General features: G+C 73.0%; 17 protein-coding genes. 9 read left to right on the forward strand and 8 right to left on the reverse strand.

The features are described 5' to 3' along the window. Nucleotides 1-335 precede the first annotated feature (335 nt). The 5 genes from aceA (at nt 336) to pgm (ending at nt 7402) form a co-directional block, all read left to right on the forward strand. A complete protein-coding gene (gene aceA, locus ACLJPL_RS23425) occupies nt 336-1616 on the forward strand; it encodes an isocitrate lyase (protein ID WP_411082868.1) in 1281 nt (426 codons plus the stop codon). 83 nt (nt 1617-1699) lie between these two features. Beyond that, nucleotides 1700-3292, forward strand: coding sequence for a malate synthase A (aceB, locus tag ACLJPL_RS23430; RefSeq protein WP_411082869.1), 1593 nt, complete (start codon nt 1700-1702; stop codon nt 3290-3292). Then, entirely contained in the window at nt 3289-4197 is a 909-nt protein-coding gene (locus tag ACLJPL_RS23435; RefSeq protein ID WP_411082870.1) for a 3-hydroxybutyryl-CoA dehydrogenase, read from the forward strand. Before aceB ends, ACLJPL_RS23435 begins: the two co-directional genes overlap by 4 nt. A gap of 244 nt (nt 4198-4441) precedes the next feature. After that, entirely contained in the window at nt 4442-5509 is a 1068-nt protein-coding gene (locus ACLJPL_RS23440; RefSeq protein WP_411082871.1) for a chitinase, read from the forward strand. A 249-nt stretch (nt 5510-5758) separates the two neighbouring features. Then, nucleotides 5759-7402: a phosphoglucomutase (alpha-D-glucose-1,6-bisphosphate-dependent) gene (gene pgm, locus ACLJPL_RS23445; RefSeq protein ID WP_411082872.1), complete on the forward strand. Its 1644-nt coding sequence runs from the start codon at nt 5759-5761 to the stop codon at nt 7400-7402. Between the two features lie 319 nt (nt 7403-7721). Here pgm and ACLJPL_RS23450 read toward each other — a convergent pair whose 3' ends face one another. Beyond that, the gene (locus ACLJPL_RS23450) at nt 7722-7880 is read right to left on the reverse strand and encodes a hypothetical protein (protein ID WP_411082873.1); all 159 of its coding nucleotides are present in this window, start codon (nt 7878-7880) and stop codon (nt 7722-7724) included. Between the two features lie 5 nt (nt 7881-7885). Here ACLJPL_RS23450 and ACLJPL_RS23455 point away from each other — a divergent pair, with 5 nt between their 5' ends. Then, on the forward strand, nt 7886-8302 hold the full coding sequence (locus ACLJPL_RS23455; protein WP_411082874.1) for a hypothetical protein: 417 nt from the start codon (nt 7886-7888) through the stop codon (nt 8300-8302). 48 nt (nt 8303-8350) lie between these two features. Beyond that, nucleotides 8351-9112 carry an isocitrate lyase/phosphoenolpyruvate mutase family protein gene (locus ACLJPL_RS23460; RefSeq protein WP_411082875.1) on the forward strand — a complete coding sequence of 254 codons (762 nt, stop codon included), beginning with the start codon at nt 8351-8353 and terminating at the stop codon, nt 9110-9112. Nucleotides 9113-9265: 153 nt separating this feature from the next. Here the strand turns inward: ACLJPL_RS23460 and ACLJPL_RS23465 are convergent, their stop codons facing one another. The 5 genes from ACLJPL_RS23465 to ACLJPL_RS23485 all read right to left on the reverse strand — a co-directional run bounded on the left by ACLJPL_RS23465 (nt 9266) and on the right by ACLJPL_RS23485 (nt 14000). Continuing rightward, a complete protein-coding gene (locus ACLJPL_RS23465; RefSeq protein ID WP_018515030.1) occupies nt 9266-9496 on the reverse strand; it encodes a phosphopantetheine-binding protein in 231 nt (76 codons plus the stop codon). Nucleotides 9497-9501: 5 nt separating this feature from the next. Next, a complete protein-coding gene (locus tag ACLJPL_RS23470; protein WP_411082876.1) occupies nt 9502-10134 on the reverse strand; it encodes an isochorismatase family protein in 633 nt (210 codons plus the stop codon). A 35-nt stretch (nt 10135-10169) separates the two neighbouring features. Next, on the reverse strand, nt 10170-11876 hold the full coding sequence (locus ACLJPL_RS23475; protein ID WP_411082877.1) for a (2,3-dihydroxybenzoyl)adenylate synthase: 1707 nt from the start codon (nt 11874-11876) through the stop codon (nt 10170-10172). Next, nucleotides 11873-13078: an isochorismate synthase DhbC gene (gene dhbC / locus ACLJPL_RS23480; RefSeq protein ID WP_411082878.1), complete on the reverse strand. Its 1206-nt coding sequence runs from the start codon at nt 13076-13078 to the stop codon at nt 11873-11875. Before dhbC ends, ACLJPL_RS23475 begins: the two co-directional genes overlap by 4 nt. A 91-nt stretch (nt 13079-13169) precedes the next feature. After that, a complete protein-coding gene (locus tag ACLJPL_RS23485) occupies nt 13170-14000 on the reverse strand; it encodes a 2,3-dihydro-2,3-dihydroxybenzoate dehydrogenase (protein ID WP_411082879.1) in 831 nt (276 codons plus the stop codon). Nucleotides 14001-14099: 99 nt separating this feature from the next. Between ACLJPL_RS23485 and fhuB the strand changes: the two genes are divergently transcribed. Together fhuB and fes are read left to right on the forward strand one after the other, a co-directional pair. Continuing rightward, nucleotides 14100-16487, forward strand: coding sequence for a Fe(3+)-hydroxamate ABC transporter permease FhuB (gene fhuB, locus ACLJPL_RS23490; protein ID WP_411082880.1), 2388 nt, complete (start codon nt 14100-14102; stop codon nt 16485-16487). A 14-nt stretch (nt 16488-16501) separates the two neighbouring features. Then, entirely contained in the window at nt 16502-17806 is a 1305-nt protein-coding gene (gene fes / locus ACLJPL_RS23495; RefSeq protein ID WP_411082881.1) for an enterochelin esterase, read from the forward strand. Nucleotides 17807-18127: 321 nt separating this feature from the next. Here fes and ACLJPL_RS23500 read toward each other — a convergent pair whose 3' ends face one another. Next, a complete protein-coding gene (locus ACLJPL_RS23500) occupies nt 18128-19588 on the reverse strand; it encodes a DHA2 family efflux MFS transporter permease subunit (protein ID WP_411082882.1) in 1461 nt (486 codons plus the stop codon). Beyond that, complete coding sequence (locus tag ACLJPL_RS23505; RefSeq protein WP_411082883.1) at nt 19585-19788, reverse strand: MbtH family NRPS accessory protein; 204 nt, start codon at nt 19786-19788, stop codon at nt 19585-19587. Before ACLJPL_RS23505 ends, ACLJPL_RS23500 begins: the two co-directional genes overlap by 4 nt.

Raw genomic sequence — 19788 nt, forward strand, 5'->3', positions numbered from 1 at the left:
TCCGGACCTTCGCAACCTTGGCAAAGTGCCCGGAAAGATTCGCAGAACTTGGCAGACATCCCCGGTTGATGGCACTCAGTGCCACTGTCAGAGTTGTTCCAGCGGCCCACCGGACACCGGCTCCGGGCCGGGGTACCGAGCACGATTTCACGCCCTGACGTCGTACTCCTCGGAATCTCGGACCGATCAGCCGGGCGCATTGCTTACCGTTCCACCTCGGAGGTCCGGTGGGCCGCACCCAGAAGTCGCGTCACCCAGTGACTCCGACTTCGCACCGTTCGCACGAACGGTCCGCACGACCTCAGAACGACCCACACGACTTCGGGAGTAACGCCATGGCGCAGGCAAGGACGACGGCGGAAGAGCTGGCGCGGCGGTGGGCGAACGACCCCCGCTGGAAGGGCATCGACCGCACCTACAGCGCCGAGGACGTGGTCCGGCTCTCCGGCAGCGTCCGCGAGGAGCACACCCTCGCCCGGCGCGGCGCCGAGCGGCTCTGGCGCCAGCTGCACGAGCAGGACTACATCCACGCGCTCGGCGCCCTGACCGGCGGCCAGGCCGTCCAGCAGGTCAAGGCCGGCCTGAAGGCGATCTACCTCTCCGGCTGGCAGGTCGCCGCCGACGCCAACCTGGCCGGCCACACCTACCCCGACCAGAGCCTCTACCCGGCCAACTCGGTGCCGAGCGTGGTCCGCAGGATCAACAACGCCCTGCTGCGCGCCGACCAGATCGCCACCGCCGAGAACGCCGGCGACACCACCGACTACCTGGCCCCGATCGTCGCCGACGCGGAAGCCGGCTTCGGCGGACCGCTCAACGCCTTCGAGCTGACCAAGGCGATGATCGAGGCCGGTGCGGCGGGCATCCACTACGAGGACCAGCTCGCCTCCGAGAAGAAGTGCGGCCACCTCGGCGGCAAGGTCCTCGTCCCCACCGCCCAGCACGTGCGCACCCTCAACGCGGCCCGCCTCGCCGCCGACATCGCCGATGTGCCGACCCTCATCGTGGCCCGCACCGACGCGCTCGCCGCCAACCTCATCACCAGCGACGTCGACGAGCGCGACGCGCGGTTCGTCACGGGGGAGCGGACCGCCGAGGGCTTCTACCGCGTCCAGAACGGCATGGCCCCGGTCATCTCCCGCGGCCTCGCCTACGCCCCGTACGCCGACCTCATCTGGGTGGAGACCGGCACCCCGGACCTCGCCCAGGCCCGCGAGTTCGCCGAGGCGATCCACGCCGAGCACCCGGACCAGATGCTCGCGTACAACTGCTCGCCCTCCTTCAACTGGCGGGCCGCGCTGGACGACGACCAGATCGCCAAGTTCCAGCGCGAGCTGGGCGCGATGGGCTACCGCTTCCAGTTCATCACCCTGGCCGGCTTCCACTCCCTCAACCACGCGATGTTCGACCTGGCGCGCGGCTACGCCGAGCAGGGCATGACCGCCTATGTCGACCTCCAGGAGCGGGAGTTCGCCGCCCAGGAGCAGGGCTTCACCGCCGTCAAGCACCAGCGCGAGGTCGGCACCGGCTACTTCGACCAGGTCTCCACGGCCATCAACCCCGCCTCCTCGACCACGGCGCTGACCGGGTCGACGGAGGAGGAGCAGTTCCACTAGCAGCCCCCACCGGGCGCGGGGGCTCCGCCGCCCCCGCGCCCGGGGTCCGGCCCCACCGCCCACGCCCCGCTGAGGAGACCCGCATGACCACCCTTGTCACGACCGGCCGCGTCCAGGTCCTCGGCGTACCGGGCGACCGGCACGAGGAGGTCCTCACCTCCGAGGCCCTCGACTTCATCGCCCGGCTCGACGCGGCCTTCGCCGCCCGCCGCTTCGACCTGCTGACCGAGCGCCGCCGCCGCTCCGCCCTGCTGCGCGGCGGCACCCCCCTCGACTTCTCCCGCGCCACCAAGTCGATCCGCACGGACCCCGACTGGCGGGTCGCCCGCCCCGCCCCGGGCCTCACCGACCGGCGGGTGGAGATCACCGGGCCGCCGGACCGGCGGATGGCGGTCAACGCGCTGGGCTCCGGGGCGCAGGTGTGGATGGCGGACTTCGAGGACGCCACCTCGCCCACCTGGGAGAACATCGTCCAGGGCCAGCTGACCCTGATCGACGCCATCGACCGGCGCATCGACTTCACCAGCGAGGCCGGCAAGGAGTACCGCCTCACCGACCGACCCGCCACCATCATGGTCAGGCCGCGCGGCTGGCACCTCACCGAGAAGCACCTCGTCATCGACGACCGGCCCGTCCCGGCGGCCCTCGTCGACTTCGGCCTCTACTTCTTCCACTGCGCCCAGCGGCAGATCGACGCGGGCAGCGGACCCTACTTCTACCTCCCCAAGCTGGAGAACCGGTACGAGGCCCGCCTCTGGAACGACGTGTTCCTCCTCGCCCAGGACCTGCTGGACATCCCCCGGGGGACGATCCGCGCCACCGTCCTCATCGAGACGATCACCGCCGCGTTCGAGATGGAGGAGATCCTCTACGAACTGCGCGAGCACAGCGCCGGCCTCAACGCGGGCCGCTGGGACTACCTCTTCAGCCTGATCAAGAACTTCGCCCACCGCCCCGACTTCGTCCTCCCCGACCGGGCGACCGTCACCATGACGGCCCCCTTCCTGCGCGCCTACACCGAACTCCTGGTCCGCACCTGCCACCGGCGCGGCGCCCACGCCATCGGCGGCATGGCCGCCCAGATCCCCGGCGGCGACGACGCGGAGCGGCAGGCGGCGCTGGCCAAGGTCCGGCTCGACAAGGAACGCGAGGCCGAGGACGGCTTCGACGGCTCCTGGGTCGCCCACCCCGGGCTCGTCCCCGTCTGCCGGACCGTCTTCGACGGGGTGCTCGGCGACCGGCCGCACCAGCTGGAGCGCACCCGCGACGACGTCCACGTCACCGCCGAGGACCTCGTCGCCGTACGCCGCACCGCCGGGCGTCCGACCCCGGCCGGCGTGCGCGACAACATCGCCGTCGCCCTGCGCTACTACGACGCCTGGCTGAACGGCCAGGGAGCCGTGGCGCTCAACGGCCTGATGGAGGACGCGGCGACCGCCGAGATCGCCCGGGTCCAGATCTGGCAGTGGCTCAAGCACAAGGCCGTCGACCGCGAGACGGTGGAGCGGCTCTTCGAGGAGGAGCTCGCCACGCTCGGCGCCACCTACCCCTGGGCCCGCCTCGACCAGGTCCGCGACCTCTTCGAACGCACCGCCCTGGCCAAGGAGTTGCCCGCCTTCTTCACCACGGAGGCGTACGCCCGCCACCTCGTCGGCCGACCGGTGGTGCAGGCATGAGCGCCCGCACCGCCCCCGCCGCCGGTATCGCCCCCGTCGCCGCGCGCATCGCCCGGGTCGGGGTCGTCGGCGGCGGGCAGATGGGGGCCGGGATCGCGGAGGTCTGCGCCCGGGCCGGCCTGCACACCATCGTCTGCGAGGCCGACGCCACCGCCGCCGACCGGGCCCGCGAGCGGGTCGCGGTCTCCCTGGAACGGGCAGTGCGGCGCGGCAAGCTGGACCGCCCGACCGCCGAGGACGCCCTCGGCAGGCTGGTCTTCACCGGCGGCCTCGACGCCCTGGCCGACCGCCAGCTCGTCGTGGAGGCCGTCGTCGAGAACGCCGAGGCCAAGACGGAGGTCTTCACCGCACTCGACAAGATCGTCGAGGACCCGGAAGCGATCCTGGCGACCAACACCTCCGCCATCCCCGTCATGCGCCTCGGCATGGCCACCCACCGCGCCGACCGGGTGCTGGGCCTGCACTTCTTCAACCCGGTGCCGGTACTGCCGCTGGTGGAGGTCGTCCCCTCCCTGCACACCGCGCCCGCCACGGTCGCGGCGGCCGAGGAGTTCGTGACCGCGACGCTCGGCAAGACGGTGGTCCGCTCCCAGGACCGGTCCGGCTTCGTCGTCAACGCGCTGCTGATCCCGTATCTGCTCGCCGCGATCCGGATGGCCGAATCGGGCTTCGCGACCGCCGCCGACGTCGACGCCGGCATGGAGCTGGGCTGCGCCCACCCGATGGGCCCGCTGAAGCTGGCCGACCTGATCGGCCTGGACACGGTCGCCTCCATCGCCGTATCGCTGTACGACGAGTTCAAGGAACCGCTCTACGCCCCGCCGCCGCTGCTCCAGCGCATGGTGGAGGCGGGGCTGCTCGGCCGGAAGACCGGCCGCGGGTTCCACACGTACGACCGGGGCTGAGGGGCCCGGGTGGGCCGCGGTTGAGGGACCGCGGCCGGTGCCGAGCGGGGTGCGGAGCAGTTGACTGTGCTGCTTCCCACCCCGCCGCGGTGTTTCCGCACCCATCCTGCCGGTGGTCTGGTCCAGACCTCTTGACCGAAGGTCTGGACCATTCTACGGTTTGACAGGGTCACGACACAGGGCGGCGCGGGGCGAACCTTTCGCTCCGCCGGCGGCGGACCCGGGCAGGAAGGACCTACGGATCATGACCCGTACCTCACGACTGCTGGGCCTGGGCCTGGCCGCGGTGCTCGCCGTACCGATGCTGATCGGAGCCGTACCGCCGAAGACCGCCGACCACCGGACAGGCACGGCCGAGACCTGCGCGGTCAGGTCGAAGCCGGCCGGCAAGGTGCTCCAGGGCTACTGGGAGAACTGGGACGGCGCGGCCAACGGCGTCCACCCGCCGCTCGGCTGGATCCCGATCACGGACTCCCGCATCACCCAGCACGGCTACAACGTCGTCAACGCCGCCTTCCCCGTCATCCGCTCCGACGGCACCGTCCTGTGGGAGGACGGCATGGACAGCACCGTCAAGGTCGCCACCCCCGCGGAGATGTGTCAGGCCAAGGCGTCCGGGCTCACCCTCCTCCTGTCGATCGGCGGCGCCACCGCCGGCATCGACCTCAGCTCCAGCAGGGTCGCCGACCGGTTCGTCGCGACCGTCGTCCCGATCCTGAAGAAGTACAACTTCGACGGCATCGACATCGACATCGAGACCGGCCTCGTCGGCTCCGGCGACATCAACCGGCTCTCCCCGTCGCAGGCCAACCTCATCCGCATCATCGACGGCGTCCTCGCCGCGATGCCGTCGAACTTCGGCCTCACCATGGCTCCCGAGACGGCGTACGTCACCGGCGGCAGCGTGGTCTACGGCTCGATCTGGGGCGCGTACCTGCCCATCATCAAGAAGTACGCCGACAACGGCCGGCTGTGGTGGCTGAACATGCAGTACTACAACGGCAGCATGTACGGCTGCTCCGGCGACTCCTACTCCGCCGGCACGGTCGCCGGCTTCGTCGCCCAGACGGACTGCCTGAACAGGGGGCTGGTCATCCAGGGCGCCACCATCAAGGTCCCCTACGACAAACAGGTCCCCGGCCTCCCCGCCCAGCCCGGCGCGGGCGGCGGCCACATGCCCCCCGCGCTCGTCTCCCAGGCGTGGAACCACTACAACGGGTCCCTCAAGGGGCTGATGACCTGGTCCCTGAACTGGGACGGCTCGAAGGGCTGGACCTTCGGCGACAACGTGAAGCGTCTACAGGGCCGCTGACCCCCGAGCCCACCGCGCCCCCGGCCCCACCCCGCCCCCGGCCCCACCGCGCCCCCGGTCCCGCCCCGGACCGGGGGCGCGGTGCTGTCCCGGCCGGGCGGCGGGCGAGGCGAGGAAGACGTGAACCCGTCACGCGGCGATGCGGCCAAGGCGAGAGAATCGGGTACGGATCGGGGTGATCGTCCACCCCGGGACGGCGGCCCGTCTCCCCGGGCCGAAGCCGACGAAGAAGACGCAAGAGGAGACCCGATGGCGCACGCACGGGCCGGGCAGCCGGCGCAGTCCGCAGACCTGGTCGACGTGGCACGGCTGGTGACGGCCTATTACGCCCTCCACCCCGATCCGGCGGAGCCCGCCCAGCGCGTGGCCTTCGGCACCTCCGGCCACCGCGGCTCGGCGCTCGCGGCGGCGTTCAACGACGACCACATCGCCGCCACCACCCAGGCGATCTGCGACTACCGGGCCCGCCAGGGCACGGACGGGCCGCTGTTCCTGGGGGCCGACACCCACGCCCTGTCGGAACCGGCCCGGGTCACCGCGCTGGAGGTCCTCGCCGCCAACGGGGCCACCGCCCTGATCGACAGCGAGGACGGATACACCCCGACCCCGGCGGTCTCGCACGCGATCCTGACGTACAACCAGGGGCGCACCGAGCACCTGGCGGACGGCATCGTGGTCACCCCGTCCCACAACCCGCCCGCGGACGGCGGCTTCAAGTACAACCCGCCGAACGGCGGACCGGCCGCGTCGGAGGCCACCTCCTGGATCCAGGACCGGGCCAACGCCCTGATCGAGGCCGGCCTCGGGGAGGTGCGCCGGATCCCGTACGCCCGCGCCCTGGCCGCCGACACCACCCATCGGTACGACTTCCTCGGTACGTACGTCGACGACCTGCCCTCCGTCCTCGACCTGGACGCCGTACGGGACGCGGGCATCCGCATCGGCGCCGATCCGCTCGGCGGCGCGTCCGTCGCGTACTGGGGGCGGATCGCTGAGCGGCACCGGATCGACCTGACCGTGGTCAACCCGCTCGCCGACCCGACCTGGCGGTTCATGACGCTGGACTGGGACGGCAAGATCCGCATGGACTGCTCGTCCCCGCACGCCATGGCCTCGCTGATCGAGCAGCGCGACGCGTACGCCATCGCCACCGGCAACGACGCCGACGCCGACCGGCACGGCATCGTCACCCCGGACGGCGGCCTGATGAACCCCAACCACTATCTGGCCACCGCCATCGACTACCTCTACACCCACCGCGAGGGCTGGCCCGCCGGCACGGGCATCGGCAAGACGCTGGTCTCCTCCTCGATGATCGACCGGGTCGCCCACGACCTCGGCCGCACCCTGGTGGAGGTCCCGGTCGGCTTCAAGTGGTTCGTCGACGGACTGTACGACGGCAGCCTCGGCTTCGGCGGCGAGGAGTCGGCCGGGGCTTCGTTCCTGCGCCGCGACGGCCGGGTCTGGACCACGGACAAGGACGGCATCCTGCTGGCCCTGCTCGCCTCGGAGATCACCGCCGTCACCGGCTCCACCCCCTCCCAGCGGTACGCACGGCTCACCGCCCGCTTCGGCGACCCGGCGTACGCCCGCGTCGACGCACCCGCCACCCGCGAGGAGAAGGCGGTCCTGGCCCGGCTCTCCCCGCAGCAGGTCAAGGCCGACACCCTGGCCGGGGAGCCCATCACCGCCGTCCTCACCGAGGCCCCCGGCAACGGGGCGGCGATCGGCGGCCTCAAGGTGTGCACCGACAGCGCCTGGTTCGCCGCGCGCCCCTCGGGCACGGAGGACGTCTACAAGGTGTACGCGGAGAGCTTCCAGGGCCCCGAACACCTCGGCCGGGTCCAGGAGGAGGCGCGCGCCCTGGTCGCGGAGGCGCTGGGCGGGGCCTGATCCGGTACGTGTCCGGGGACCGTTCCCCGGACACGCACCGGACCGGACGGCCCTCGGGCTTCGACGGGGCGGGGCCGCAGCGGCGTCGCCGCCGGGAACGCCGTCAGCATCGGACCCGCCGCTGCGCACACCGGCGACCGTGGTGAAGCCCGGGTCGTCCGCCGTCCTGGGCGCGTCGAGCACCCGGCCCGCGGTCGACGGGGCGAGCGGGGCGGCGGCCGCCCCGGCGGAGGAGAACGACTCCTCGCCGACTCCGGGGCGGACGCCGCCGACTCCGCGGTGTCGGGGAAACCGATGCGGTGCACCGCGGTCAGCACCGTCACCGGGACCGCGAGGCCGAGGCCCGCGCCGAGTCGGAGGACGCCTCCTGGATGGCGGCGGCCTCGCCCGAGCGGGCCGGGTCCGCCGCGGACATGAGGGCGTCCGCGCCCGGCGTCATCACGACCCCCGCGCCGCACCCGGCCGCCAGGATCGGCACTGGCCGTGATCCGCTCGGTGCTGCGCGAGCGGATCACGGCCGGCGGTGAGGTGGTGGGGCCGAGCGTTTCGTCCGGCGAGCACAGCGATTACGGCTGGGGCGCCAGGGCCGACACCGTGGCGGGCGGCAGCGACGGATTGGCCGCTGCCGCCTCCACCACCTGCCGGTCGGGATCGGTGAGCAGCTCCACGATGACGTGCGGTGGCAGGGCCGGATGGCCGGCGGCCAAGGGCCGTGCCTGCCTGTCCGCCGAACAGTCGCGCAGCGCCCGGCCCGCGGTGACCGAACGGCTCGTTGTCTTCCGACGCCCCGGGGGAGTCGGCGCGACACCCGGACACGTGCTGAGCGCCACGCCCGCCGGCTCGCGCGCGGCCACCGGTGACCGATTCGCCCTCGGGCCGAGCTCCGGTTCAACACACTGAACCTGACAGAGAAGTTGTCCGTGGCGATTCGGGGGTAGCGTGCTCGACATGGACTCTCGTACCACCGTTGAGCGCGCTCAGCGCCTCAAGCAACTGCACGCCGACCACAGGCCGCTCGTGCTGCCGACCGTCTGGGACGTCTGGTCCGCGCGGACGGCGGTCGCCGCCGGGTTCCCCGCGCTGACGGTCGGCAGTCATCCGCTCGCCGACTCCCGGGGGGCCGAGGACCAGGAGGGGCAGACCTTCGAAGAGGTGCTCGCCGCTGTCAGGCCGATCATCGCGGCGGTCGACGTCCCGGTGTCCGTGGACCTGGAGGCCGGGTACGGACAGGAGCCCGCGGACCTCGTCGCCGGGCTCACCGAGGTCGGCGGCGTCGGCCTCAACATCGAGGACACCGTCCACTCCGAGGGCGGACGCGTGCGCAGCACACAGGAGCACGCGAGCTACATCGCGGGCCTGCGCGCGGCGTCCGACGACGCGGGCATCCCGGTCTGGGTGAACGGGCGCACCGACCTGTTCCTGCACGCGGAGAAGGCCGCCGCCGTTCTCGACGAGGCGATCGAGCGCCTGCGGGCCCTGGAGCAGGCGGGCGCCGACAGCGTCTACCCGGTGCGCATCCAGGACGACGACGAGCTGCTCGCGGCGGTGATCGGCGCCGTCTCCATTCCCGTGAACACCACCGCCCATCCGGTCAAGCACGACCTCGAGCGCTTCCGCCGTCTCGGCGTCGGCCGGATCACCTACGGCCCTCTGCTGCAACGCGCGATGACGGACGCGATGAAGGACATGCTTGGCCCGTGGGCGCCCTAGGGCCGGTCGTCGAACTGCCGTGCCCCGTTGGTCAACTGATCAGTTGACCAACGGGGCACGCTCCAGCCTTCTTCACCCTGGAAGGATCCGGCCGAGCCGCCTGTCTCCACCGCGGACACCGCATCGGCCCCCGCCGGGTTCTCGCCCCTTCGCTCAGCCGGTCACGCCGAGCAGCGGCGCCCATGCCTCCAGGGCCGGCTTCTCGGCGAGGTCGGCGAAGGCCACCTCGATCCCGTGGTCGCGGCGCCAGGCCGCCGCCAGGGACATCAGACGGACGGAGTCGAGCCCGTAGTCGACGAGGTTCTCGTCGAGCGGGATCTCCTCCGGCTCCTCGCCGAGGATGTCGGCGACGTCGGCGCGCAGCTGGTCCAGTGTCAGGGCCACAGCGGTCACTTCCCTTCGAAGACGGCTCGGGCGGTGGTGACGACGGCGCACTTGCCGGCCGCCCAGCGCAACGCCATCGCGTGGTCGTCGGCCGAGAAGTCCGCGACCGCGTCGGCCACCACGAACGCCTGGATGTCCTGCATCCAGGCGTCGCACGCGGTCATCAGCACGCCGATATGGGCGTAGACGCCGGTGAGGACGATCTGGTCGCGGCCCTGTTCGCGCAGCCGCTCCAGCAGATCGGTGCGGACGAATCCGCTGTACTTCCACTTGGTGATGACGGTGTCGCCGTCCTCGGGCGCGACCTCGTCCGCGATGGCCGCCGCGTGTTCGTCGGCGGGCAGGCCCGGTCCCCAGAAGTCCTGCTGGAGACCGCGCTCCTCGGCGCTCTGGCCGCCGGGCTGGGCGGTGTAGAGGACCGGAACGCCCAGACGCGCCGCGTCCTTCTTCAACTCGGCCACGTGGGACAGCAGTTCGGGCACGGGTGCGGCCTGCCGGTCGTACGCCGACAGGAAGTAGTTCTGGAGGTCGTGGACCAGCAGCACGGCGCGCGCCGGGTCGACGGTCCAGTCGACCCGGTTGGCGGGCAGCTCGCCGGCGGCGGGCATGGGGTAGGGGGTGATGGCGGGCAGAGCCATGGTGGAGAGGGTTCCGTTCGAAGTCGCCGGAACGTTCAGCGGGAACGTTCGAGAGAGGGGGCGGGGGAGGAGGGGACGGGGGCGGTGCCGGGCGAGGAGGAGGGCACGGCGGGCGAGGGCGGGGCGGGGTTGCGGGCGGCGGCGTTGCGCAGGTCCTTCTTGGAGACCTTGCCCACCCCGGTCTGCGGGAACGCGTCCACGAACTCGACCCGGTCCGGCACCTTGTAGGCGGCCAGGCCCCGTTCGCGTACGAACCGTTTGATCGCCACCGCCTTCAGCGGACCCGCGCCCGAGCGCAGGATCACGTACGCGCAGACGCGCTCGCCCAGATACGGGTCCGGTTCGGCCACCACGTTGGCGTCGTGCACGGCCGGGTGGGCGAGGATGTGGTTCTCCACCTCCTCGGCGGCGACCTTCTCGCCGCCCCGGTTGATCTGGTCCTTGGCGCGCCCCTCCACGACGATATGGCCGCTCTCCGTGACCCGGACGACGTCGCCGGTGCGGTAGAAGCCGTCCTCGGTGAAGGAACGGGCGTTGTGCTCAGGGGCGTTCCAGTAGCCGCGGATCGTGTACGGGCCCCGGGTCAGCAGGTGGCCCGTCGCACCGGGGGCCACCTCCTGGTCCTCGTCGTCGACGACCAGGATCTCGTCGTCGGGGGAGATGGGCCGGCCCTGCGTGGTGACGATGGTCTCGACCGGATCGTCCAACCGCGTGTAGTTGACGAGCCCTTCGGCCATGCCGAAGACCTGCTGGAGGGTGCAGCCGAGCGCGGGCCGCACCCGGCGGGCCGCCTCCTCGCTGAACTTCGCGCCGCCCACGAGCAGCACGTCCAGGGTGCTGAGATCGTGCGCGGTGCCGGGCGCGGCCTCGGTCCACAGCAGCGCCAGCGGCGGCACCAGACCGGTGATGGTCACGCCTTCGCGCTCGACGATCGGGAAGGCCACCTCGGGCGAGGGCTGCGGGCACAGCACCACACGGCCTCCGGCGTACAGCGTGCCGAGTGAACCGGGCGAGGAGAGCGGGAAGTTGTGCGCTGCGGGCAGGACGCACAGATAGACGCTGTCCTCGTCGACCCCGCAGATCTCGTTGGACCCCCACAGCGAGTAGATGTAGTCGTCGTGGGTGCGCGGGATCAGTTTCGGCACGCCGGTGCTGCCGCCGGAGAGCTGGAGGAAGGCCAGGTCGTCCGGGCGGGGCCCGCCGTAGCCGACCGGCTCCTCGGCCACCTCGGCCAGCGCCTCGAACGGGCCCGGATCGCCCTGGGCGACGAACACGTGCTTCAGCGTGGGGACGCGGGCGCGGGTCTTGGCCGCCAGCTCGCGGTAGTCGTACCCGCCGTGCTCGGCCGCGATGACATAGGCGGCCGCTTCGGTGAACTCGCAGAAGTACGCGATCTCGCTCTCGCGGTGGGCGGGCAGCGCGAAGACGGGCAGCGCGCCGATCCGGAACAGCGCGAAGATCACCTCGAAGAACTCGGCGATGTTGGGGAGTTGCACCACCACCTTGTCGCCCTTGGCGATGCCCCGGGCGAGGAAGCCCGCCGCCAGCCGGTCGGCGCGCCGGTCCAGATCGGCGTACGTCCACCGGCTCCCCGCCGCCGGGTCGACGATCGCGACCCGGTCCGGGTGCTCCTCGGCGCGCTGCCGCAGCATCTCGCCGAAGGTCTCCCCGCGCCACCAGCCGGCCGCCCGGTACTTCTCGGCGAACTCCGCCGGCCAGGTGGGCGTCGCGTCCGTACTCACAGCTCGGCTCCCACGGCACTGAGGAAGGTGCGGAACTTGGCCGCGGTCTCGGCGGTCTCCGCCTCGGGCTCGGAGGCGGAGACGATGCCCGCCCCGGCGTAGAGGCGCAACGTGCGCTCCTCGGCCTCGGCGCAGCGGATCGTGACGACCCACTCGCCGTCGCCCTCGGCGTTGCCCCAGCCGACCACCCCGGTGAAGAACCCCCGGTCGAACGGCTCGGTCTCCGCGATGACCTGACGGGCCGTCTGCGTCGGCGTGCCGCACACGGCGGGCGTCGGGTGCAGCGCGACGGCCAGCTCCAGCGCCGAGGTGTCCAGGGAGCGCAGCGTGCCGGTCACGGTGGTGGACAGGTGCCACATGGTGGCCGTGCGGATCAGCGTCGGCCGGGCAGGGACGGTCAGCCCGTTGCAGTGCGGGGCGAGCGCCTGGTGGACGGCGTCCACGACGACGGCGTGCTCGTGCAGGTCCTTCACGGACTCCAGCAGCGTCGCGGCCCGGCGCACGTCCTCGGCGAGGTCCGCGCTGCGCGGGGTCGACCCGGCGAGCGGGTTCGCGACGACCTGGGTTCCCCGGCGGGAGACGAGGAGTTCGGGGCTCGCGCCGATCAGGGTGCGGCCGGGGCCGGTCGGCAGCGCGAAGGTGTAGCCCGAGGGGTCGCGACGGGCCAGGCGCTGGAGCATCGCCGGGAGGTCGAGCGGTGCGTCGGAGGTGAGCTCCAGGGTGCGGGCCAGCACCACCTTGCTGAACTCGCCGCGCCACATGCGGGCCACGGCGGCGGCGACGCCCGCACCGTAGACCTCGGGCTCGGGCACCGGCCGTATCCGCCACTCGACGCCCGCGGAGAGGTCGGCGGGCAGGGCGATGAGCGGGTCGGAGGCGAGGGGCGGGGCGGTGCGCACCGACGCCGGCACGCTGAGCGCGGCCGCTGCGGTGTGGTCGAACGGGATGGCGCCGATCACCACGGGCGCGTCCTGTCCGGCGGCGAGTGCCTCGGCCAGGGTGGCGTCCACCCGCTGTGTCAACGGTCTTTCGTCGTGCGGGACATGGCGTCCGGACCCGCGCCCGAGCAGGGTGCGCCCGGGGGTGGCGAGGAAGTGGTCGCCCGGTGCGTAGGCGTCCAGGAGCGAGGTGGCCGCTCCTACGGAGGGGTGGGCCGGATCGGCCGGGGAAACGTGCGTGGCGACCTGGGATGCCGTCGACACGGGGACTCCATTCTCGATGGTCCCGTCAGCGGGGTGCGGGGGGCTGGATGGGAGGGTGTGGTGGTGCGGAGGGAACGTGCGGGGACGCCGGTCAGCGCAGGGTCGCGCCGCCGTCGACGTACAGCTCCTGAAGCGTGATGTGGCGGGCGCGGTCCGAGGCGAGGAACGCCACCGCGTCGGCGATGTCGGCGGGTTCGGCGATCCGGCCCAGCGGTATGCCGGTGCGGTACGTCGCCGGGTCCCCGTCGATCACGCGCTGTTCGGCGCCCGGGTCGCTCCACAGCCCGCGCTGCATCGCGGTGTCCGTGGATCCGGGGGCGACGACGTTGCAGCGTACGCCGCTGCGGGCGAGTTCGAGACCCAGACACTTGGTGAACATGGCGGCGGCCGCCTTGGAGGCGGCGTAGGCGGCCATGCCGGTGCGCGGGATCCCGGCGGCGTTGGAGCCGACGGTGACGATGCAGCCGCTCTCGCGGGCGGCCATCAGCGGAGCGACGGCCTGGGAGGTGTGGAAGACGCCGGTGGCGTTCACCGCGAAGGTGTCCGCCCAGTCCTGCGCGGAGAGCTCGGTGGCCGCGCCGGTGCGCAGGATGCCCGCGACGTTCACCAGCAGGTCCACCGGGCCGAGTTCGCGCTCGACCCGGCCCACGGTGTCCTGCACCGCGCTCCGGTCGGTGACGTCCATCACATAGGGCTCCAGGCGGCCCGCGGAGCGCTCGCCCGCCGGCAGTTTCTCCTGCCGCCTGGCCCAGTCGGCGGCCAGCGCCTCGATGCCGTGTTCCGCGCGGTCGGTGGCTGCCACCTGAGCGCCGAGCGTGGCGAGCAGCCGCGCCACCGCAGCTCCGATGCCTTGTCCGGCACCGGTAACCAGAGCAGTGCGGCCGTCGAACTCGCCACTTCCGCCCGGTATGTGCTCAGGCATGAGCAACCTCCCTGGTCGTTAGGTAAGGGTAACCTAAATCAATTCGACCGCCCAGAAGGGTGTCGAGTCGTCTCTATACGGTTAGGTTAGCCTCACCTTATGCAAACGCCGCGCACGGGGACCACGGCCTCGGCTCCCGAACATGACGCTTCGACCGCTCAGTTGGACGGAGGGGAAACGGGCCGGGAGGCGAAGACCTCGCCCGCCGAAACGGGGGAAGCCGCTTCGGCACCCGGCTCCAGACCCGCTTCGGGCCCCCCGCCGGGACCCGATGCCGCATCCGGCCCGGGCACGGAAACCGCCGCGGAAGGGGCCAAGGCCCCCGACGCGCCGTCCGCCGGCCGGCGCACCGTGGTGCTCGCCGTCGCCGGTCTCGCCCTGGCCGTGGTGCTGCTGACCGGTCTGTCCCTCTCCATCGGCGCGGGCGAGGTCGGCGTCGGCGGCGTGCTCGACTACCTGCTCAACCGCGACGGGGCCCGCGACAACGCCCGCCTCTCCCTCGTCGTCGGCGACCTGCGCCTCCCGCGCACCCTCACCGCGCTGCTCGTCGGCGCGGCCCTCGGCGTCGCCGGATGCCTGCTCCAGGCGGTCACCCGCAACCCGCTCGCCGAGACCGGTCTGCTCGGCGTCAACGCGGGCGCGTCGCTCGGCGTCGTCGCCGGCATCGCGCTCCTCGGCTTCGATTCCGGTTACGCCTACCTGGTCTGCGCGTTCGTCGGAGCGGTGGTCGCGAGCGGCCTGGTCCTGCTCATATCCGGACGGCGCGGCGGCGGCTCCCCCATGCGGCTGGTCCTCGCCGGAGCGGCGCTCGGCGCCACCTTCGGCGGCCTCACCAGCGTCATCGTCGTCAACTCCGCCGAGACCTACGACAGATTCCGCTTCTGGGTGCTCGGCTCGCTCGCCGGAGTCGAGGGCTTCGGAGAGATCGGCCGCCTGGCCCCCGTCCTCGTCGTCGGATTCCTCGTCGCCCTCCTCATCGCCCGCCCGCTCTCCGCCCTCGCGCTCGGCGACGACCTGGCCCGCAGCCTCGGCCACCGGCCGCCCGTCATCCGCACGGTCGTCGCGGTCGGCGTGACCCTCCTCACCGCGTCCGCCGTCGCGCTCGCCGGGCCCATCTCCTTCCTCGGCCTGCTCGCCGGCTTCCTCGCCCGGGCCATCGCGGGCACCCGGCTGGCCGCCAGACTCCTGCTCGCCGGACTCATCGGCGCCTGCGTCCTGACCGTCTCCGACGTCGCCGCCCGCGTGGTCTCCCGGCCCTTCGAAGCACCCGTCTCCGTCATCGTCGCCCTCATCGGCGCGCCCGTCCTCATCGCCATCGTCCGCTCCAAACAACTGGCCTCGATGGGCATGACGGAACCGGCCACCGAGGAACGCGCACCCGATCGCCCCCGCCGCTTCAGGATCTCCCTGCCCCGCCCCAAGGGCCGTACCCCCAAGGCCGTCCGGGTGCGTCCGCCCGACACCCTCGTCGTCCGCCGCGGCCCGCTGTCCCTGCTGGTCACCCGGCGCGCCGCGGTGGCCGCCACCGCCCTCGCCGCGGCCCTCGTGCTCGCCGTCGTCCTCTCCGCCTACGCGGGCCAGAGCGACATGGGCGTCGGCCGCACCTTCCGCGCGGTCCTCGGCCAGGGCGACCGCTTCGACGTCCTGCTCGTCCAGAACTTCCGCCTCGGCCGCATCGTCGCCGGAATCACCGCCGGCGCGGCGCTCGGCCTCGCGGGCTGCCTCACCCAGACCCTGGCCCGCAACCGCCTGGCCACCCCCGAACTCCTCGGCGTCAACGACGGGGCCACCGCCGCCGTCCTGCTCTCCGTCACCCTCAGCGCCACCGGCACGTTCGGCGCCTGGTGGGCCGGTCCCATCGGCGCGCTGGTCGCCGTCATCGTCGTCACCACCGTCTCCGGCGGCCTCGGACAGCGCGGCTACCGCGTCCTCGTCGTCGGCCTCGCCATGTCCGCACTGGCCTCCGCCATCACCCAGGTCGTGCTCTCCCGCCGCTCCCTCTCCTCGGCGAGTTCGCTGTACGTGTGGACCTCCGGCAGCCTCAACGGACGCAGCTACTCCGTCGCCGTACCCGTCCTCATCGGCCTCGCGATCCTGGTCCCGATCAGCCTCGCCGTCGCCCGCCACCTGGGCATCCTGCGCTTCGACGACGCCACCGCCTCCTCCCTCGGCTCCGCACCCGGCCGGGTCCGCGCGATCTCCCTGCTGCTGGCCGTCGCCCTCGCGGGCCTCGCGGTCGGCATCTGCGGACCGGTCGGCTTCGTGGCGCTCGCCTCCCCGGTCATCGCCTCCCGGCTCGCCGGCCCCCTGCGGGTCCCGCTGGTCGGCTCGATGCTCACCGGCGCGGTCCTGGTCGTCGCCGCCGACACCCTCGGCCGCATCGTCTTCGACGGCGTCGAACTCCCGGTCGGCATCGTCACCACCGTCCTCGGCGGCCCGTTCCTGCTCTGGGTGCTCCTCGGCCGCTCCGCCGCCACCCGCGTCTGAAAGGCGGCCCGCACATGACCTACCCGCCGCGCCGCAACCCGCCCGCACCGCCGACCGACCCCACCGCCCCTCCCGCCCCGGCGGGACCGACCGGATTTGAGGTGACCACTGTGCGAAGCCCCCTGCTGCGTACGCTTCTCGAGGAGGTACGCGAAGGGAAGCCTGACGCCGAGGAGGCGTTCTGGCGGTACGTGAAGGCCACCGGCGCCCCGCTCGTCGAGCCCGACCCCGAGGGCGAGGCCGATCACCGGCTGGTCACCTTCGTGCGCCGCGAGGACCCCGAGCGCCCCGCCACCCACGTCCTGGCCCTGGTCCACACGGTCACCGACAAGGACCGGCACGCCGGCGACCTCGCCCCGCACCTGATGACCCGGCTCACGGGCACCGGCGTCTGGGCCATCAGCCACCGGCTGCGCACCGACCACCGCGCCTCGTACCAGTTCCACGCCACCGCCGGCGCCCGCGAGGACGCCCTGCGCGCCGACCGCCCCTCCTGGCTCAAGGTGCTCGACCACGCCGAGCCCGACCCGCTCAACACCGGGGCCCCGCTGCCCTCCCGCGACGGCCGCAACCCCGCCTCCGTACTCGAACTCCCCGAAGCCCCCGACCAGTCGCGCACCCGGCGCCGCGACGACGTGGACCGGGGGCGGACGCTCGACGCCGAGGTCGACGGCCGCCGGATCACCGTCCACCTCCCGCCCGGACACCGCCCGGACGCCGGCCCGTACGCGCTCGCCGTGCTCCTGGACGGTGAGATGTGGGGGCCGGTCCTCGGCGTCGGAGACATCTTCGACAACCTGCACGCGGATGGCGAACTCCCGCCCACCGTGGCGGTCCTGGTCGACACCATGGGCCGCCGCATGCAGGACCTCGCGTGCAGCGCCCCGTTCGTCGACTGGCTCGCGGACACCCTGCTGCCGTGGGCCGAGCGGGAGTGCGGGGCCGGGGCGGACCCCGCACGGACGGTCATCGCCGGCCAGAGCGCGGGCGGCCTCACCGCCGCCTTCGCCGCCTTCCAGCGGCCCGACCGCTTCGGCCTCGCCCTCTCCCAGTCCGGCTCCTTCTGGTGGCCCGACGACGAACGCGGCGGCGAATGGCTCACCGGGCAGTACGCCTGGGCCGAGCGCAGGCCGGTGACGCTCCACCTGGAGGTCGGCCGGCAGGAGTGGATGCTGCTGGAGGAGAACCGCAGGCTCCGCAACGTTCTGCGGGCCCGCGGATACGACGTGCGCTACCGGGAGTTCAACGGCGGCCACGACTACGCCTGCTGGCGCGGCGGCCTCGCGGACGGGCTGGCGGCGCTGCTCGGCCCGGAGTAGGGCCCGTCGTCGAACGGCCGCCGTCCGGGCGGGGGCCGTCCGCGCCGACCGGCTCGTTCCAGCGGCTGAGCGGTGCGGGCGTGCGCCCGTACGCGGCGGCCACGTCCGCCCACCGCACCGGCCGTCCGCCCAGCGGCGGCCCCTGTCGTCGGACGCCGCACCATGCGCGAGGCCCCCAGGGCCGCCGGGGACCGAGGTCCGCCTCCCCGCCCCGCCGACCGCCGGGCGTCACCGGCCGCCGGCGGCACGGGAACGAGCAGGAGGGGGCGGGGCGGCATCCCCCCTCCGGATGCCTCCCCGCCCCCTCCAGCCGTGCGTACCTCAGCCCTTGACGCTCGGCGCTTCGTCCGCCGCCAGGCCCTCGCCCGGCGGCGGCCCGTCCTCGTCGTCGAACGGCGGCGGCTGCGGGGCCTCGCGCGGCAGCCGCAGCGCGATGACCGCCCCGGCCGCGACGAGCGCCGCCGTCACCCAGACCGCCGTACGGTACGGGCCCGGGTCCACGGCCTCCGTGACATGGCCGCCGCCGATCACGGCGGCGCAGGCGGCGATGCCGAGCGCGCCGCCGAGTGTGCGGACGATCTGGAACAGGCCCATCGCCTGGCCCATGTCGGCCGGCCCGATCGACTCGAACCCGGAGATCTGCACGGTGAGCACCGCCGTACCGAGCACCAGACCGATCAGGAACATCAACCCGCGTACGTTCCAGGCGTTCTCCGCCACCCCGGGCACCGCGAGCGTCGCGAAGACCGCCGCGGCGATCAGCAGCGCCGGCACGGTCAGCAGCCGGGGGCCGAGCCGCGGCAGCAGCCGGTCCACCACCTGCGAGGCCAGCATCAGCCCGACCGCCTCCGGGAACACGCTCAGCCCGGCGTCGAGCGCCGAAGCGCCCAGGCTCGCCTGGTAGAGCAGCGGGAAGACGAACAGCACGCCCATCAGCCCTGCCGCCGTGACCCCGGCGAGCGCGGAGGCCGACCCGTACACCCGGTCGGCGAGCAGCCGCAGCCGCAGCAACGGCGTCTTCGCGCGCACCTGGTGGAACACCGCGGCCACCAGCAGGACGGAACCGAGGGCCGCGCTGACGGCCACGGCGGGGCGGGTCCAGCCCTGGGAGGGGCCGAAGCCGAGCGCGTACGTCAGCAGACCCAGCGCCGGCGTGGCCAGCCAGAAGCCCACCGTGTCGAACTTCCCCTCCGGGCCCTCCACATGCTCCCGAAGACCGACGACGCCCAGCAGCACCGCCGCCGCGCCGATCGGCACGTTCACGAAGAACAGCCAGTGCCAGGAGAGGTGTTCGGTGAGGAGCCCGCCCAGCGGCGGACCGAGCGCGGGCATCAGCGCCGTCGGCACGATCAGCACCTTGGCCAGCTTCATCCGCTCGTGCGGCGGGAACGCCCGGAACAGCAGCGTCATCCCGACCGGCGTCAACAGCCCGCCGGCCAGGCCCTGTACGGCCCGTGCGACCACGAGCGTGTTGAGGTCCGGAGCCAGACCGCAGACCGCTGAGGCGATCGTGAACGCGGTGAGCGCCCCGAGGAACACCCGCTTCGTCCCGAACCGGTCGCCCAGCCAGCCCGCCACCGGCAGCCCCACCGCGAGCGCGACCAGGAAGGCCGTCTCGACGGTGTTGGCCGCCGACAGCGGGCGGTCGAAGTCGCCCGCGATCGTGAAGAGCGCCGGGTTCACGATCGTCGAGTCCAGGCCGTTCATGCACATCGCGGCCGTGTAGACGAGGACGACGGCGACCCGGGGACGTATCCGGGGCCGGATCAGCAGCCCGCTCACCGGGCGGTGGCGGCGACGGGGCCGGCCCAGTGCGCGCTGATCCAGTCCAGCGCCTCCTGACGGGCGCACGGACCGTGAGCCGTCGCCCAGCCCGCGGGCGCCGCCGCGAACAGCGGCCACAGCGAGTGCTGCCCCTCGTCGTTGGTCAGGACGAGGAACTGCCCTTCCGCGTCGAAGGGGTTGGCGGGTGCGTCACTCAT

The sequence above is a fragment of the Streptomyces sp. cmx-18-6 genome, from assembly GCF_046548915.1.
In the GTDB taxonomy this organism is placed as follows: Bacteria; Actinomycetota; Actinomycetes; order Streptomycetales; family Streptomycetaceae; genus Streptomyces.

Bases quoted from the DNA above. Each gene is read 5' to 3' on its own strand.
- aceA (WP_411082868.1), top strand. From the start codon at position 336: ATGGCGCAGGCAAGGACGACGGCGGAAGAGCTGGCGCGGCGGTGGGCG.
- aceB (WP_411082869.1), top strand. From the start codon at position 1,700: ATGACCACCCTTGTCACGACCGGCCGCGTCCAGGTCCTCGGCGTACCG.
- ACLJPL_RS23435 (WP_411082870.1), top strand. From the start codon at position 3,289: ATGAGCGCCCGCACCGCCCCCGCCGCCGGTATCGCCCCCGTCGCCGCG.
- ACLJPL_RS23440 (WP_411082871.1), top strand. From the start codon at position 4,442: ATGACCCGTACCTCACGACTGCTGGGCCTGGGCCTGGCCGCGGTGCTC.
- pgm (WP_411082872.1), top strand. From the start codon at position 5,759: ATGGCGCACGCACGGGCCGGGCAGCCGGCGCAGTCCGCAGACCTGGTC.
- ACLJPL_RS23460 (WP_411082875.1), top strand. From the start codon at position 8,351: ATGGACTCTCGTACCACCGTTGAGCGCGCTCAGCGCCTCAAGCAACTG.
- ACLJPL_RS23470 (WP_411082876.1), bottom strand. From the start codon at position 10,134: ATGGCTCTGCCCGCCATCACCCCCTACCCCATGCCCGCCGCCGGCGAG.
- ACLJPL_RS23485 (WP_411082879.1), bottom strand. From the start codon at position 14,000: ATGCCTGAGCACATACCGGGCGGAAGTGGCGAGTTCGACGGCCGCACT.
- fhuB (WP_411082880.1), top strand. From the start codon at position 14,100: ATGCAAACGCCGCGCACGGGGACCACGGCCTCGGCTCCCGAACATGAC.
- fes (WP_411082881.1), top strand. From the start codon at position 16,502: ATGACCTACCCGCCGCGCCGCAACCCGCCCGCACCGCCGACCGACCCC.
- ACLJPL_RS23505 (WP_411082883.1), bottom strand. From the start codon at position 19,788: ATGAGTGACGCACCCGCCAACCCCTTCGACGCGGAAGGGCAGTTCCTC.